The sequence below is a fragment of the Arthrobacter sp. GMC3 genome, from assembly GCF_002929305.1.
GTDB lineage: Bacteria > Actinomycetota > Actinomycetes > Actinomycetales > Micrococcaceae > Specibacter.
On the sequence record NZ_PJIO01000008.1, the window covers coordinates 204,371 to 219,208 of the forward strand.

General features: G+C 61.7%; 13 protein-coding genes. 5 read left to right on the forward strand and 8 right to left on the reverse strand.

Going from position 1 to position 14,838, the window contains the following annotated elements; genetic code table 11:
• Nucleotides 1-11 precede the first annotated feature (11 nt).
• From CXQ94_RS14400 to CXQ94_RS14425, 6 genes are all read right to left on the reverse strand, one after another.
• Nucleotides 12-1,307, reverse strand: coding sequence for an ABC transporter permease (locus tag CXQ94_RS14400; RefSeq protein WP_104091258.1), 1,296 nt, complete (start codon nt 1,305-1,307; stop codon nt 12-14).
• A complete protein-coding gene (locus CXQ94_RS14405) occupies nt 1,304-2,434 on the reverse strand; it encodes an ABC transporter permease (RefSeq protein ID WP_258067105.1) in 1,131 nt (376 codons plus the stop codon). Before CXQ94_RS14405 ends, CXQ94_RS14400 begins: the two co-directional genes overlap by 4 nt.
• A gap of 107 nt (nt 2,435-2,541) precedes the next feature.
• On the reverse strand, nt 2,542-4,098 hold the full coding sequence (locus CXQ94_RS14410; RefSeq protein WP_104091260.1) for an ABC transporter ATP-binding protein: 1,557 nt from the start codon (nt 4,096-4,098) through the stop codon (nt 2,542-2,544).
• A gap of 114 nt (nt 4,099-4,212) precedes the next feature.
• Nucleotides 4,213-5,328 carry a BMP family protein gene (locus tag CXQ94_RS14415; RefSeq protein WP_258067091.1) on the reverse strand — a complete coding sequence of 372 codons (1,116 nt, stop codon included), beginning with the start codon at nt 5,326-5,328 and terminating at the stop codon, nt 4,213-4,215.
• Nucleotides 5,329-5,486: 158 nt separating this feature from the next.
• The gene (locus tag CXQ94_RS14420) at nt 5,487-6,692 is read right to left on the reverse strand and encodes an amidohydrolase (RefSeq protein ID WP_104091262.1); all 1,206 of its coding nucleotides are present in this window, start codon (nt 6,690-6,692) and stop codon (nt 5,487-5,489) included.
• Between the two features lie 210 nt (nt 6,693-6,902).
• The gene (locus CXQ94_RS14425) at nt 6,903-8,048 is read right to left on the reverse strand and encodes a mannose-1-phosphate guanylyltransferase (protein ID WP_104091263.1); all 1,146 of its coding nucleotides are present in this window, start codon (nt 8,046-8,048) and stop codon (nt 6,903-6,905) included.
• 288 nt (nt 8,049-8,336) lie between these two features.
• On the opposite strand from CXQ94_RS14425, the gene sdhC reads away from it, so the two are divergent.
• The 5 genes from sdhC to CXQ94_RS14450 all read left to right on the forward strand — a co-directional run bounded on the left by sdhC (nt 8,337) and on the right by CXQ94_RS14450 (nt 13,119).
• Nucleotides 8,337-8,729, forward strand: a complete 393-nt coding sequence (gene sdhC / locus CXQ94_RS14430; protein WP_104091264.1) for a succinate dehydrogenase, cytochrome b556 subunit — start codon at nt 8,337-8,339, stop codon at nt 8,727-8,729.
• Nucleotides 8,730-9,197: a succinate dehydrogenase hydrophobic membrane anchor subunit gene (locus CXQ94_RS14435; protein ID WP_181034232.1), complete on the forward strand. Its 468-nt coding sequence runs from the start codon at nt 8,730-8,732 to the stop codon at nt 9,195-9,197.
• 89 nt (nt 9,198-9,286) lie between these two features.
• The gene (sdhA, locus tag CXQ94_RS14440; RefSeq protein WP_104091265.1) at nt 9,287-11,086 is read left to right on the forward strand and encodes a succinate dehydrogenase flavoprotein subunit; all 1,800 of its coding nucleotides are present in this window, start codon (nt 9,287-9,289) and stop codon (nt 11,084-11,086) included.
• Nucleotides 11,086-11,883 carry a succinate dehydrogenase iron-sulfur subunit gene (locus CXQ94_RS14445; protein WP_104091266.1) on the forward strand — a complete coding sequence of 266 codons (798 nt, stop codon included), beginning with the start codon at nt 11,086-11,088 and terminating at the stop codon, nt 11,881-11,883. The genes sdhA and CXQ94_RS14445 overlap by 1 nt, the downstream gene beginning before the upstream one ends.
• A gap of 210 nt (nt 11,884-12,093) precedes the next feature.
• A complete protein-coding gene (locus tag CXQ94_RS14450) occupies nt 12,094-13,119 on the forward strand; it encodes a hypothetical protein (RefSeq protein WP_258067092.1) in 1,026 nt (341 codons plus the stop codon).
• 72 nt (nt 13,120-13,191) lie between these two features.
• Here CXQ94_RS14450 and CXQ94_RS14455 read toward each other — a convergent pair whose 3' ends face one another.
• Both CXQ94_RS14455 and CXQ94_RS14460 read right to left on the reverse strand, forming a co-directional pair.
• Nucleotides 13,192-14,271 carry a YihY/virulence factor BrkB family protein gene (locus CXQ94_RS14455; RefSeq protein ID WP_104091267.1) on the reverse strand — a complete coding sequence of 360 codons (1,080 nt, stop codon included), beginning with the start codon at nt 14,269-14,271 and terminating at the stop codon, nt 13,192-13,194.
• A 7-nt stretch (nt 14,272-14,278) separates the two neighbouring features.
• Nucleotides 14,279-14,836, reverse strand: coding sequence for a 2'-5' RNA ligase family protein (locus CXQ94_RS14460; protein WP_104091268.1), 558 nt, complete (start codon nt 14,834-14,836; stop codon nt 14,279-14,281).
• Between the last annotated feature and the right edge of the window lie 2 nt (nt 14,837-14,838).

Here is a 14,838-nt window from a genome sequence, read left to right on the forward strand (position 1 = left end):
GACTGGTCCCCTTAGCCCTTGACGTATGGTTGGCCGCTGGCAGCAGGTGCCCGTGACTTGCCGACAAACCCGGAGACGGCCAGGATGGTCAGCGCATACGGGAGCATGGCCAGGAACTGCCCGTCAATGGGGGTTCCGGCCAGGGACAAGATACTTTGCAGGTTGCCGGCAACGCCGAAGAGGAGCGCCGCCAGGGCGGCGCCAATCGGGTTCCAGCGGCCAAAGATCAAGGCCGCCAGAGCGATGAAACCCAGACCGCCGGTCATGTCCTTGCTGAAACTGCTCACGGCAACAAGGGTGAAGTAGGCACCGCCAATTCCGGCTACGGCGCCGCCCGCCATGACGTTCAGGAAGCGAGTCCGGTTCACGTTGATGCCCACGGTGTCCGCTGCCTTGGGGTGTTCGCCCACGGCCCGGATGCGCAGTCCCCAGCGGGTGCGGAACAAGCCAAACCACAGGGCAACCACCAGAACCAGCATGAAGTAGCCAATGATCGATTGGCGGAACAGCATGGGGCCCAGGATGGGGATTTGTGACAGGAACGGGATGGGCAAATCGGGCAGGTGCACCGGCTGGTTGTAGATGGCCACGCCGTCCACCTTGGTCTTCATGATCTTCTCGAACAGGAACCCTGTCAGGCCGGACACCAGCACGTTCAGCACCACGCCAACAATGATCTGGTTGACCACATACTTGATGCTGAAAGCGGCCAACAGGAACGAGACCAGCATGCCCGCGACGGCCGCCGCGAAGAGTCCGGCAAACGCGTTTTGGGTGATCGAGGCGACCAGTGCGGCGGTGAAGGCTCCGGCGAGCAACTGTCCTTCGATGGCGATGTTGACCACGCCGGAACGTTCACACAGCACCCCGGACAGGGAGCCAAAGACGAGTGGGGTGGTGATCAGCATGGCACCGGCGAACAAGCCCACCAGGGTGATGTTCTGGGTCTTGGTTCCGCCGATGATCCACACCATCAAAGCGATGACGAAGACCACGGCAAAGGTCATAGTGACCCATTTGGCAACCCTTGCCTGGTTCTTTGACTGAAGCCAGGCCGCAACGGCCAGCGCAACCAGGATCAGGGAGGCAACAATGCCGAAGGCTTTGGCCGGGAGCACCAGGTTGGGAACTTGCCAGGCATCGTTGTCCTGGGAGATGCGGAAGGTGGCCTGGCCGTCGGGGCCAAGTATGGCAAAAAGCACCACGGCCACCAGGGCAAAGACACCGAGCAGGATGGGGGTTCGCCAGCTGCGGATGGCAACCCGGTCAGCCAGCTTGGACGGTTCTGCAGCAGCTACGACGCTCATGCCTTGGCTCCTTCGGGGCGAACGGCCTTGATCCGGAACATGGAGCGGATCAGTGGCGGGGCGGCGATGAACAGCACGATCAGTGACTGCACCACCGCAACAATGTCAATGGATACGTCGGCGTTGACCGCCATGGAGGTGCCGCCGGCTTTGAAGGCACCGAACAGCAGTGCGGCAAAGAAGGTGCCCCACGGTTTGGAACGTCCCAGCAGCGCCACCGTGATGGCGTCGAAGCCGATGCTTCCGGCAATTTCAGAATCCAGGGATTTTTCGGTGCCCGCAATCTGGGTGACACCCGCCAACCCGGCCAGGGCGCCGGAGATCAGCATGACGGTGATGTAACCACGGGAGACGATCATTCCGGCGGTGCGGGCGGCCTTCGGGTTAGCCCCAATAGCCCGGTATTCGAAGCCAAGGGTCGATCGGTTCAACAGCCACGCCACGGCAATAACGGCCAGAATGGCCAGGATCAGCCCGGCATTGACCCTGAAGTTGGGTCCCAGAAGCAGCGGCAACATTGCATTCGCGTCCATTTGCGGGCTGATGGGGTTGGTGCTGCCGGGCGCCTTGAGCTGGTTCTTGAGCAGGTACAGGACAAAGGAGACGGCAATGTAGTTGAGCATGATCGTCACGATCACCTCATGGGCGCCGGTGCGGGCTTTGAGGAATCCGGCGATGCCCGCCCAGATGGCACCACCAATGGCGCCGGCAAGGATGACGGCCAGCAGGTGGATGACGGGGGGAAGATGCATTTGGAAACCGACGACGCCGGCAAAGGTGGCACCCATGATGATCTGGCCCTGCGCACCAATGTTGAACAACCCGGCTCGGAAGGCGAGCGTGACAGCCAGCCCGGCAAGGATCAACGGGGTGGCAAAGGTCAGGGTCTCAAAAATGCCCAGCTGGCCCTGCCACGTGCGGGCGGTGGGGTCATAGGTAGCCCCACGCCACAGTGCCCCGTAGGCCTCGGAGACGGAGGCCCAGATGGCGGAGAACGTTGCGCCCGGATCGGCAAAGAAGTAGCCGGAGGCGGCTGTGACTCGGGGGTCCGTGATGGCGATCAAGATCCCGCCGATCACCAGCGCCACCAGAACTGCCAGCACGGAGATGATGGCGTTGCCGCTCATGATCTCCCGAATCACCCGGGTACCCTCAGCGTCCTTGACGTCCTTGGAATCCGGGGTGGGCGCCGGGGTGGGCGCCGGGGTGGGCGCCGGAATTGATGGTGTTTCACTCATGGAAGTTCTCCATTCTCCGGTGCCACAGGGGCGTCCAGCTGTGCCTGGGCATCGGCAGCGTTCAAGCCTGCCATCATCAGTCCGAGCAGTTCTCGGCTCGATTTTCCGGGCACAATGCCCATCAGCTTGCCGGCAAACAGCACCGCGATGCGGTCTGCAAGCTCCATGACTTCATCGAGTTCGGTGGAGACAATAATGACGGGGGTGCCGCTGTCGCGTTCGGCCACGATCCGCTTGTGCAGGAATTCGATGGATCCAACGTCGACGCCGCGCGTGGGTTGGGAGGCGATGAACAGTTTCAGCGGCCGGGCCAGTTCCCTGGCCAGCACCACCTTTTGCTGGTTTCCGCCGGAAAGAGTGTCGGCGGCCGATTGTGAGGACTGGGTCCGCACATCAAATTCGGCCACTTTCGCGTCTGCATTCTTGGCGATAACCGCCCGGTTGAGCGTGCCGCGGCGCGAGTACGGGGCCTTGGTGTACAGGTCAAGGATGAGGTTCTCGGCAATGGAGAACTCCCCCACCAGGCCGTCGTCCTGCCTGTCCTCGGGCACAAAGCCAACGCCAGAGTCCAGGACCTCGCGCACGCTCTTGCCTACCAGTTCCTTCCCGTCCAAGGTGATGGAACCCAAAGTGCGTTTGTGTAAGCCCAAAACGGCCTCGGTCAGTTCACTCTGACCGTTGCCCTGGACACCGGCGACGGCGAGGATCTCACCCTTGGCGACGGAGAAGGTGACGTCGTCCAGGAGCCGATGCCCGGCGTCGTTCATGACACTGAGATTTGTCACCTTGAAGGTCAGCTCACCAGGCACCGCGTCGGCCTTGTTCAGCGTAAGGCTGACGGAGCGGCCCACCATCATGGATGCAAGCTCGGTGGTGGCGGCCGTGGGATCGGCGGACCCCACCACCTTGCCGCGCCGGATCACCGTGATGGTGTCGGAGACGGCCTTGACCTCACGCAGCTTGTGCGAGATGAAAACGATTGAGGTGCCGCCGGCCTTCAGCTGCGCCATGATCTCCATCAGCTCGTCCGTTTCCTGCGGGGTGAGCACGGCTGTGGGCTCGTCCAGGATCAGGATTTTCGCGTTGCGGACCAGGGCCTTGATGATTTCCACCCGCTGCTGGACGCCGACGGGCAGGTCCTCCACCAGGGCGTCGGGATCAACGTTGAACCCGAACTTTGCCGAAATCTCCCGGATCTTCCTGCGCGTGTCCTCCAGGTTCAGGACCCCACCAAACGTGGTGGACTCGGCGCCTAGGGCAACGTTTTCGGCCACGGTGAAAACAGGGACGAGCATGAAGTGTTGATGCACCATGCCGATTCCGGCAGCCATGGCGTCGGCCGGGCCGGAGAACTTCACGGGTTTGTCGTCAATAAGAATTTCGCCGGCCGTCGGCTCGTACAGGCCGTACAGGACGTTCATGAGGGTGGATTTGCCGGCGCCGTTTTCGCCTAGGAGGCTGTGAATCTCACCAGAGGCAACCACCAGGTCAATATGGTCGTTGGCTATCAGGGCACCAAAACTTTTGGTGATGCCCCTGAGTTCAAGTTTCAAGGATGTAACCCGTCTACGTAAAAAAGTGTGTGGAAGTTGCGGCTGAACCCAATGTTGCGCCGCACTGCCAGCCAAAAGCTGTCGGTGCGGCGCAACAGGTGCCAGGAGCGGTGATTACTTGGGGCTGGACTTCGAGGTAACCGTGATGGTTCCGTCGATGATGCCCTTCTTGATGGCGTCGAGCTGAGTCTTCGTCTCGGCGCTCACGGAGGAGTCCAAATCGTGGAACGGGGCCAGGGCCACGCCACCGTTCTTCAGCGTGCCAATGTACGGTGTCGGGTCGAACTTGCCGGCCATGTCGTCCTTGACAATGGTTTCCACTGCCTCGCCCATGGTCTTGATGACCGAGGTCAGCAGGATGGACTTGTAGGTCGGAGCCGTCAGAACGCCGTCGGAGTCAACCCAAACGAGCTTGACATCCTTGCCGTCCTTGTTGGCGGCCAGGATGGCATCTCCTGCACCGGTGCCCAGCGGGCCAGCCACCGGCATGATGACATCTGCGCCGTCGCCGATCAGGTTGTTGGTGGCCTTGGTGCCTTCCTGGATGATGTCGAAGGTGTTGGCGAAGACGCCCTGCTGGGTGTCCTTGTTCCAGCCAAGAAGCTGAACGCTCTTGCCCATCTTCTCGTTGTAGTACTTCACGCCATCGGCAAAGCCGTCCATGAAGATGGTGACGGTGGGGATGTTGATGCCGCCGAACGTGCCAACCTTGCCGGTCTTAGAGACCGACGCCGCCGTGTAGCCAGCCATGAATGCGGCCTGGGCCGTGTCGTAGACAACGGGCTTGACGTTGGGCAAGTTGATGCTGCTGTCATCGATGATGGCGTAGTGCAGATCCTTGTTTGCCGTGGCCACATTCTTGGTGGCATCTGCCAACAAGAAGCCGACGGTGAACGTCAGGTTGCAACCGGCATTGGCCATCTGGTTCAGGTTCGGCTCAAAGTCCGCCTTGGTGGTGGACTGGGCTTCCTTCATCTTGATGCCCAAATCCGCCACGGTCTTCTTCAAGCCCTCGTACGAGGACTGGTTGAAGGAACGGTCGTCGAATCCGCCCGAGTCAGAGACGATGCAGCCAAGGTAGTTGGCTGCGGCGTCCGTGCCACCGGTGCTGCCGCCACCGGCAGGCGCCGGAGCCTGCCCGCAACCTGTCAATAGGAGCGCCGTTGCTCCCAGTGCCACAGTCCCGAGTGTGGCAGTGCGCTTGAACGCACCAAAAAGTGATGTCTTCAAAATTCCTCCATAGGTATCAAATCGCATTCGCGCGCCCCACAGCGAAAACACAATGTTACTCAACACACTAATGGCAGTTGGAACCGGCCGATAGGTTCTTTAGCTCACATCGAAGCATCGTTGGAAAACCGTTACAAGAGCGGGAGCTCCCCCGTCGTTCAGGTACCGGGGGCCCGCAGGGTTCGCAATGCGGCCGCGCACAGCACCCGAATGCCCACCGACAGGGCGCGTTCATCCACGATGTAGTCCCCGCGGTGCAGGTCGTACTCTTCGCCGCCGGGGACGTGGGTGCCTAGGCGCATCAATGAGCCGGGAATCCCTTGCAGGAACCAGGCAAAGTCTTCCCCACCCATGGACTGCGGCGCCAAAACGACCGAATCTTCGCCCAGTTCGGCGCGGGCGGCCGCCTCGATCAAAGCCGTTTCATGCTCGGAGTTCACGACGGGAGGGACGCCGCGGGTGTGTTCAAGGTGCACGTCGACGCCGTAGGGGGCCGCAACTTGTTGTACCACTTCATCAAGCAGCTCCCCTGCCGCATGCCAGGCCTCGCGGTCAAGGCAACGCATGGTGCCGCTCATGACGCCGTTACCGGGGATCGCGTTGGGCGCGGAACCGGCACTGATTTGGCCCCAGACCATGGAGACCCCGCTGCGCACATCCACCCGGCGGGACAGCACGGCTGGGACGTTGATGGCGATTTGGGCCAGTGCGAAGACAAGGTCCTCGGTCAGGTGTGGGCGGGAGGTGTGACCGCCACGGCCCGAGAGTTCAATCTTGATGGTGTCGGAGGCGCTCGTGATGGGGCCGATCCGCGTACCAATCTTTCCCACCTCGACCCGGGGGTCGCAATGCAAGGCCATGATGCGCGGCACGCCGTCCAGGGCGCCCTGGTCGATGCAGGAAAGGGCACCGCCGGGCATGGTTTCCTCGGCCGGCTGAAAAATGATGCGGATGGTCCCGCCGAGCGGGGAGGACTGGTGCATCTTGGCCAGGACCAGGGCGATGCCGAGCATGCTGGCGGTGTGGAAGTCGTGGCCGCAGCCGTGGGTTACCCCGTGGTTGCGTGAGGCGTACGGGAGCCCCGTCTCCTCAATGATGGGCAGGGCATCAATGTCCCCGCGCAACGCCGTCGTAATGGGGCCCTCGCCAATGTCGACAATGACCCCAGTGCCCTCGAGTCGTCGCGGTGCAAGCCCGGCTGCCAGAAGCCTGTCGTAGATGACCGTTGAGGTGCGGTATTCCTGGAAGGAAAGCTCCGGGTGGGCGTGCAGGTCACGCCGGAACTCCAAGATCTCATCGATCAAGGGCTCCAGCCAGGGGCCTACCAGTTCCGTGGGTTCTGTTTCCAGCGAGTAATTGCGCACATCACAAACTCTAACCATTTCCTAGAGCTGGGCCACCATTGAGGTACGCCCATTACTCCCCACGCCCTCTCGCCGGCACACAAACTTGGGAAGGTGTTGGGCCCACGGCCGCGAGGGACCCGCTGCGAGCTTGCGATGTACGAGCGACCTGTTGGGCCCACGCGCCCGAGGGGCCCCGGCTGAGGAACGAAGCCGGGGAGGGCGTGGGGACTACAGGACGTCGGTGTCGCCCTTGGCCTTGAGACCGTCGACGGCGCGCTTGACTAGTTGGGAATGTGCACGGGTGGTGACCAGGAGCGCGTCGGGGGTGTCCACCACCACCACGTCCTCGATGCCGATCAGGGCGATGACGCGCTTGGTGTCGCTGACCACGATGCCACTGCTGTCTTCGCTGAACACGCGGGCGCCTTCACCCATGACGGTCACGGCGTCTACTTCGCGGGCGTTGTTCAGGCGGGCGATCGCGGCAAAGTCTCCCACGTCGTCCCAGCTGAACGTGGCGGGAATGACTGCCACATCGCCGGCGTCGGCGGCCGGTTCGGCCACTGCGTAGTCGATGGCGATCTTGGGCAGGGTGGGCCATACCCGGTTCTTCACAGCGACCCGGTCCGGGGTATCCCAGGCTGCGGCGATTTCCATCAGGCCCTCGTAGAGCGTGGGTTCGTTTGCTTTCAAATGGCGCAGCATCAATTCAACGGGCGCCACGAACATGCCGGCGTTCCAGTTGTAGTCGCCGCTGGCCAGGTACTGCTGGGCAACTTCCTCACTGGGCTTTTCCACAAACTTTACGACGGCGTGCGCGCTGGGTGCGCCGTCTACCTGCAGCGGCGCTCCGGTGCGGATATAGCCGAAACTTGTCGAGGCGTGGGTGGGTTTGACACCGATCGTGACGATCTTGCCAGTGGCCGCGGTGTAGATGGCTTCCTTCACGGCGTCCTGGAATTTTTCCACGGGACTGATGACCTGGTCGGCTGCAAAGGAACCCATGATGATCTCGGGATCACGCAGGTACAAGATGGCTGCGGCAAGTCCGATCGCCGCCCCTGAATCCTTGGGCTCGGTTTCCAGCACCAGGTCCTCGTCGGCTACCTCGGGCAGTTGCCTGCAGACGGCCTCGCGGTGGGCATCGCCGGTCACCAACATGACGCGGTTTCCGCTCAGCGGCTCCAACCTGTCGTAGGTGGCACGTAGCAAGGTGCTGCCGCTACCCGTCAAGTCGTGCAGGAACTTCGGTGCTGCTGCCCGGGACAGGGGCCACAGCCTGGTTCCGACACCCCCGGCCGGAATCACGGCGAAAAACTTCTCGAAGGGGGAAGCGTCGTGCTGGGCGGGGAGGGAGGAGCTTTGCGTATTCATCACTCCTAGCCTAAACGATGGGCGCAAAACACCGCTGATTCTGCGGAAGTTGCGCCCTCACACAGCCGCCCGGCAGGCGCCGTCGTACCCCCAAACCACTTACTAAACGCCTTCTACACCATGCATTTGTGACCCGCCTGTGATTTGCCGCATAGAGCAAGGAGTGCCTAAGTTGAATATGCTGTTAGCGAAGCCTAAATTTAGGCTTCAGTTATGAGTGCTCACGCCGTGTGCGTTTCCCCGCGTGGAACCACGCCAGCGTCACGGTGATGCAGGAAGGTTTATTCAGTGCCGACAAAACCAGCTGGCACTCTGTACCGCGGCCGTGAAGGCATGTGGTCCTGGGTGGGACACCGTATTACCGGTGTGGTGATTTTCGTATTCTTGTTGGTGCACGTTCTGGACACCTCCTTGGTGCGGGTGTCACCGGAAGCGTACACAGCAGTTATTGGGGCGTACAAGAACCCCATCATGGGTTTGGGTGAAGCCGCCCTGGTCGCAGCAATCGTGTTCCACGCCTTTAACGGCCTGCGCATCATTGCCATCGACTTCTGGAAGAAGGGGCCCAAATACCAGCGTCAGCTGCTGTGGGGTGTTCTGGCCCTCTGGGCTGTGACCATGATCCCGTTCCTGATCCGTCACCTCACCATTGTCTTCTCTAATTTCTTCGGGGGGCACTAATTGAGTTCCAACGTTATTGACGCTCCGCGCTCCAACAGCGCCGAATCGCCGAAATACAAGCGTTCAAAGGGCTCCGGCTCCAGCTTCGAAATGTTCGCTTGGTTGTTCATGCGCCTCTCCGGCGTGGTCCTGATCGTCTTGATCTTCGGCCACCTCTTTGTGAACCTGATGCTTGGCGACGGTATCCACGCCATCGACTTCGGCTTTGTGGCCGGCAAGTGGTCCAACCCGTTCTGGCAGTTCTGGGACCTGGCCATGTTGTGGCTGGCCATGCTGCACGGCACCAACGGTGTCCGCACCATCATCAACGACTACGCCGAACGCTCTGGCACCCGCATCACGTTGAAGACGGTGCTGTTTGTTGCCTCGGCCGTGATCATCGTGCTGGGCACCTTGGTCATCTTCACCTTTGACCCGTGCCCCGCCGGTGCCGTCGTCGACCTCCCGTCCTTCTGCCCCGTCCCGTAGTTTCTTCAGGACGTCGTCCTCGTTGGTTGAGGGCGCAGCAAGCGACACAAGAAGTTTTAGCGCAGTAAATGAGAGAAAGAGCATCCAGTATGCAGGTCCACAAATACGACGTCGTAATCGTCGGGGCCGGTGGCGCAGGAATGCGTGCCGCCATCGAATCAGGTCAGCGCGCCCACACCGCCGTACTGACCAAGCTCTACCCCACCCGCTCCCACACGGGCGCTGCCCAGGGCGGCATGTGTGCAGCCCTGGCCAACGTGGAGGAAGACAACTGGGAATGGCACACCTTTGACACTGTCAAGGGTGGCGACTACCTGGTAGATCAGGACGCCGCCGAGGTCATGGCCAAGGAAGCCATCGAGGCCGTGATTGACCTCGAGAAGATGGGTTTGCCGTTCAACCGCACACCCGAGGGCCGCATTGACCAGCGCCGTTTCGGTGGTCACACCCGCGACCACGGCAAGGCGCCTGTTCGCCGTGCCTGCTACGCCGCAGACCGTACAGGTCACATGATTTTGCAGACCCTGTACCAAAACTGCGTCAAGCACAACGTCGAGTTCTACAACGAGTACTACGTTTTGGACCTGCTCACGGTTGAAGAAGAAGTCACCCGCGAGGACGGCACCGTCTACTTGCAGAAGAAGACCGCCGGCGTTGTCTCCTACGACCTGGCCACGGGCGAACTGCACGTCTTCCAGGCCAAGTCTGTCATCCTGGCAACAGGCGGTGCTGGCAAGGTCTTCAAGACGACCTCCAACGCCCATACCCTGACCGGCGACGGCATGGGCATCGCGTTCCGCAAGGGCATCCCCCTGGAAGACATGGAGTTCTTCCAGTTCCATCCGACAGGTCTTGCCGGTTTGGGCATCCTGCTCTCCGAGGCTGCCCGCGGCGAGGGTGCGATCCTGCGTAACTCCGAGGGTGAGCGCTTCATGGAGCGTTACGCCCCCACCATCAAGGACTTGGCTCCTCGTGACATCGTGGCCCGTTCCATGGCCAACGAGGTTCGTGAAGGCCGCGGTTGTGGCCCGAACAAGGACTACGTTCTCCTTGACCTGACCCACCTGGAGCCGGCTCATATTGACGCCAAGCTTCCGGACATCACCGAGTTCGCCCGGACCTACCTGGGTGTGGAGCCCTACACGGAGCCGGTCCCCGTCTTCCCCACGGCCCACTACGCCATGGGTGGTGTTCCCACGAACATCAACACCGAGGTCCTGCAGGACAACGACACCGTCATCCCGGGCCTGTACGCCGCCGGTGAAGTTGCTTGTGTCTCCGTCCACGGTTCCAACCGTTTGGGCACCAACTCGCTGCTGGACATCAACGTCTTTGGCAAGCGCGCCGGTGTGGCCGCAGCCAAGTACGCACTGTCGGCTGACTTTGTTGAACTGCCGGAGAACCCGGAAGCTGACACCGTTGCACTGTTGGATCACGTCCGGACTTCCGACGGCGGCGAAAAGGTTGCCTTGATCCGCAAGGATCTCCAGGACACCATGGACGCCAACATGCAGGTGTTCCGTACGGCCGAGTCCCTGAACCAGGTTCTCGCCGATATCGCCACCTTCGAGGAGCGCTACTCGCGCATCACCGTCCAGGACAAGGGCAAGCGCTTCAACCTTGACCTGCTCGAGGCTGTGGAGCTGGGCTTCCTGCTGGAACTGGCCAAGGTCATGACTGTTGCGGCATTGCACCGCAAGGAGTCCCGTGGCGGCCACTACCGCGAAGACTTCCCGGACCGCGATGATGAGAACTTCATGAAGCACTCCATGGCGTACCTGGACACCGACGTCACGGCTGAGAACTCCGAGGAATCCATTGCCGGAATCCGTTTGGGCACCAAGCCCGTCGTCTTTACGCGCTACCAGCCGATGGTGAGGAAGTACTAATGAGCACCGTAGAAACTGCCGAAACCGCTCCCGAGCCGGCGTCCAAGATTGAGCTGCCCGCTCACCTTGGCGGCGGCGGAGAAATCCCCACCTTCGACGTGACTTTGCGTGTTCGTCGCTACAACCCCGAGGTCTCGGAAGAGTCCACGTGGGAAGACTTCACCATGACCATGTACGGCACCGACCGCGTGTTGGATGCCCTGCACAAGGTCAAGTGGGAGCAGGACGGGTCACTGACCTTCCGTCGCTCCTGCGCCCACGGCGTGTGCGGTTCCGATGCCATGCGCATCAACGGCCGCAACCGTCTTGCCTGCAAGACGCTCCTGAAGGACTTGGACACCACCAAGCCCATCACGGTTGAACCCATCAAGGGCTTGCCGGTGGAGAAGGACCTCATCGTGGACATGGAGCCGTTCTTCCAGTCCTTCCGCGAGGTCATGCCGTTCCTGGTAAACCGTGGCCACGAGCCCGCCAAGGAGCGTTTGCAGTCGGCTGAGCAGCGCGAGCGTTTCGATGACACCACCAAGTGCATCCTGTGCGCCGCGTGCACGTCCTCCTGCCCCGTGTTCTGGACCGATGGACAGTACTTTGGCCCGGCCGCGATCGTCAACGCGCACCGCTTCATCTTCGATTCACGCGATGATGCCGGCGACATGCGTTTGGAGATCCTCAACGACAAAGAGGGTGTGTGGCGTTGCCGCACCACCTTCAACTGCACCGAAGCATGCCCCCGTGGCATCCAGATCACGCAGGCAATCGCTGAGGTCAAGCAGGCCATCTTGGCCCGCCAGCTCTAGTAGTTCCTCAAAGCGCCGCTCCCGTTCACGGGGGCGGCGCTTTTTTGCGTGCTGCCCGGGCGCACCTTCGCCGAGGTAGACGCAAACTGCTGAGGTAGACGCTGCCTTGCTGCCGCTTCGACCTGTTTCCGTCGACCTCGACGAAACGGGGTTATCCACAGATTGAAAATTGGCCCGTTCCGATGGCTCTTTTGGCCACATCCTTGGAAGATGACACCTCAATCGTCCTTCTTCAAGCACGACGGCGCCGCCAACGCAACCAGCCAGCTCCAGGACACTGGTCTCGCCTCGGCAGCCGATTTGGCCCTCACAGTACGTTTCGGCACCGCCTTCACTGCAAAGCGGGTCGTATGGCGGACCGGACAACTTTGTGATGCCGGGTTTGGTTCGCGGGCAATTGGCCGCCTGGTCGCCAACGGCGAGCTGGTTCGCCTGCGCTACGGCTGCTATGTCCGTGGCTCGTTCTGGTCATCACTGTCCGCGGCGGCCCGTCCCCGCCACCGTATCCTGATCCACAATTTCGCCACACTGAACACTTCACCGGCCGGCTTCATCTACAGCCATGTGTCCGCGGCCAGGCTTCATGGGCTTTACCTGTGGCAGGCCGACGAGTTCATCCACATCACCCAGTCCGGAAAGCCCTCCGGCATTGGTTTTGGCAAGGACACCCGGGTCCATAGCCGTGCACTTGCCCGGGAGGAGACCACGTCGATTAGCGGTGTCCGGTTGACCACTCTGGAACGGACAGTCGTGGACTGCTGCCTGACGATGGGCTACAAGCAGTCCCTGATCTTGACCGACCATGCCCTGCGGCTCGGCGCCTCCATGGGCAAGCTTCTTGTGGAGGCAGCGAAGTTACGAGCACACCGCGGCATACGGACACTCCGCAACGTCCTGCGCAACGCCGACGGCCGCTCAGAGTCTCCCGGCGAGACACTGACACGGGATTTGATGCGTGAACTCCTCATCGAATTGCCGGAGCTGCAGCTATGGATCAACACGCGACTCGGCAATCACCGGGCGGATTTTGCCTGGCCGCACCGCCGTCTCATTCTGGAATTTGATGGGAAGGGCAAGTACTTCGACTACAGGCCCACAGATGAGGCCATCTTCCGTGAACGCAAACGTGAATCAGCATTGATCGAGGCGGGCTGGACGGTGCTGCGGATCGAATGGAAGGACCTGTTCAACGAAGCTGCGTTCAAGACGCGCATCCTTGCCGCCATGAACCGCTGAAGCCGGGCCGCCGAGGCAGACGGAACCGTGCCGAGGTAGACGTACCGATTCTGCCACGAGGCACGCTACCGTCTACCTCGGCGAAGATGGACCGGCGGGGCGCTTTGCCGTGCGCAGGTCGGCAGCCCGGACTGCGGCGATGGCAGCGGCGATCAGGTACACCTGGCTGAGCAGGAAGAACCAGACAAAGAGGCCCAGGATCACGGCGAAGGGTGCCAGCAGCGCATTGTTGGTGATCCCGTTGAGCAGCAAGGCGCTGAAGAAGCGCAAGACCGTGGCCCCCGCACCGGAGAAGACGGCGGCCAGCAACAGCACCCTGCCCGGCATGTGGACCCGGGCGGCAATGCTGAACATGACCATGGCCACGGCAACGTCAAGCAAAAACATGACGATAACCGAACCGGCCTGGGCAGCAAAGCCGGTGAAGAAATCACCCCACCCGAGCTTTTCGCTGATGGTGCCAACGGCGGCTGTGTTCAGCGCAGCCAAGGAACTGGTGATGACCAGTGCCACGGCCAGGACCACCAGGGTTCCGGCGTCGCGCAGCTTGGAAAGTATGGGATTGGTGCGGTCCCGGGCCAGGCCAAGCACGGATCGGATGCCCTCCCGCAGGCCGTTGATCCAGCCCATGGCCGTCACTATCAAGGCAGCCAAGGAGATAAGCAACGTTAGGCCAAAGCCGCCAGTGCCCAGAAGCTGATCGGGCGAGGCCAGACCGCCGTTGCCGGTATCGATGAGACCGGGGGTGCTGTCGGCAACCATGGTGATTACGGCCTCGCGCAGGGCCTGGTTATCGGCGGCGATCATGCCGAAGATGGCGAATCCCGCCACCAGCATGGCACCGACGGAGAAGAACATCAGGTAGGCATTGCCGGCGGCTAATAGGGGCCCGCGCCTGCGGCCGTAGAGGTTGGCAACACGCAACGGGAAAAGCTCGCCGATCCTGGCGTTGAAAAGGTGGGAGAAGGCGATGCCGCGGGCGACGAGCGTACCGCCGGCCATGGCCTGTCGGAACGCCTCACGTTTGGACTTGGTCCATGCAGCAAGTGCGGGGCGGTCCAGCGGGCTCGGTGGCGGCTTGGGCGGTGCCGCCAGGGAACGCTTGGCCCTGATGCCGGGGGCAACTGTCCCCGGAAAATGGGCCGTTGCCATGGCTTCCTTATGACTCTCGGTCTCCCCCAAGTTTCAACTCCTCACGCAGTGACCAACCGCCGTGAGTGTAATCGTAAAGGCCAATGGTGTTCACCCGGAAGTCGGCGGCAAAATCTGCCATTTCCCGTTCGGCCCGTGCCATGGCGTCCTCGTCAAGGTCGTGGGCGATTGTCAGGTGGGGATGAAATTCAAAATCCAGCATGTGTTCCACCGGACCGGCGAGAAGTTGCTCATGAAGGTCCAGGCAGTTCTCCACGCCCTGAACCAGGTTCAGGAAGACCACTGGCGAGATGGGCGCAAAGGTTCCTGTCCCCCGGAGGGAGACATCAAACGGTGCAGCGGTTCGTGCCACGGTCCTGACATGCTCGGCGGCCTCGGCCCAGGAACCCTTGGCCCGGCCGGAGACCAGGGTGACGTGCGGTGGGATCGCCGCAACCGCTGGCCCCCCAAACAATTCTCGCCAGGCGCTCAATTCGCGGGCAAGCTCCGGTGGCATCGAGATGATGACCCCCAGGCTGTCTGGGTGGGGGGCCGGGGACGCCCCACTCTGGCCGATGCCTGGCATGA